Raw genomic sequence first — 742 nt, 5'->3', positions numbered from 1 at the left:
TGAGCATGATGATCGGCACCTGATTGTTCGCTGCGCGCAAACGACGGCAAGCGGAAAGGCCATCTTCCCCAGGCAGCATCAAGTCCAGAACCACGAGGTTGAATACTTCGCGGGACAACAGTCGGTCCATTTGCTCCACGTTCGCCACTGCGCGGGCACGGTAGCCCTTGCTGGTGAAGAAACGTTCCAGGAGGCTGCTCAACCCCGGATCGTCATCGACGATCAGGATTTTTTCGCCTTCAGCATTTTGTGCAGTGCTGCTCATCGGATGCTCCTTTGATCTCGGGGCGCATTATGGCGTAGCTGCTGTGATGCGCACCTTGTGCATTGTTAGCAGATTTTACTGGGCGTCACACTTGAGAGTGCTTTGTCGGGCGCAAAAAAACCGCGCTCGTCGGCCAATCCCCTAATCCGGCGTCGCTGGGTATAATGCGCCGCGCTCAAAGTCAGGCAACACCAGACTTATGGCAGTTCGCCAGTCAAGAAAATAAACCGGTCACGGACCGGGATCTGGCACGCCGGACCTTACAAAGCCCAGTTTTTTGCTCACAACTCCAGGTGGTCTTATGGACAGCATCAACAGCCGCATCGCCGAAGAACTCGGCGTACGCCCACAACAGGTCGCAGCGGCCGTAGCACTACTGGATGAAGGCTCGACAGTGCCCTTCATTTCCCGCTACCGCAAGGAAGTGACCGGCAGCCTCGATGACACGCAACTGCGTCATCTGGAAGAGCGCCTGCG

At 56.7% G+C, this 742-nt stretch carries 2 protein-coding genes; one reads left to right on the top strand and one right to left on the bottom strand.

Annotation, left to right across the window (positions count from 1 at the left end):
- On the bottom strand, positions 1-265 hold a 265-nt coding region (locus tag BZK31_RS28675), incomplete at its 3' end, for a response regulator (RefSeq protein ID WP_157900840.1).
- Positions 266-566: 301 nt separating this feature from the next.
- Here BZK31_RS28675 and BZK31_RS28670 point away from each other — a divergent pair.
- Positions 567-742, top strand: a 176-nt coding sequence (locus BZK31_RS28670) for a Tex-like N-terminal domain-containing protein (protein WP_157900839.1), incomplete at its 3' end; no start/stop codon positions are given.

Origin of the sequence: Pseudomonas floridensis (genome assembly GCF_002087235.1) — a bacterium.
GTDB classification, from domain to species: Bacteria; Pseudomonadota; Gammaproteobacteria; order Pseudomonadales; family Pseudomonadaceae; genus Aquipseudomonas; species Aquipseudomonas floridensis.
The sequence above is the reverse complement of the archived record's forward strand: the minus strand, read 5'-3'. Positions and strand labels throughout refer to the sequence as shown.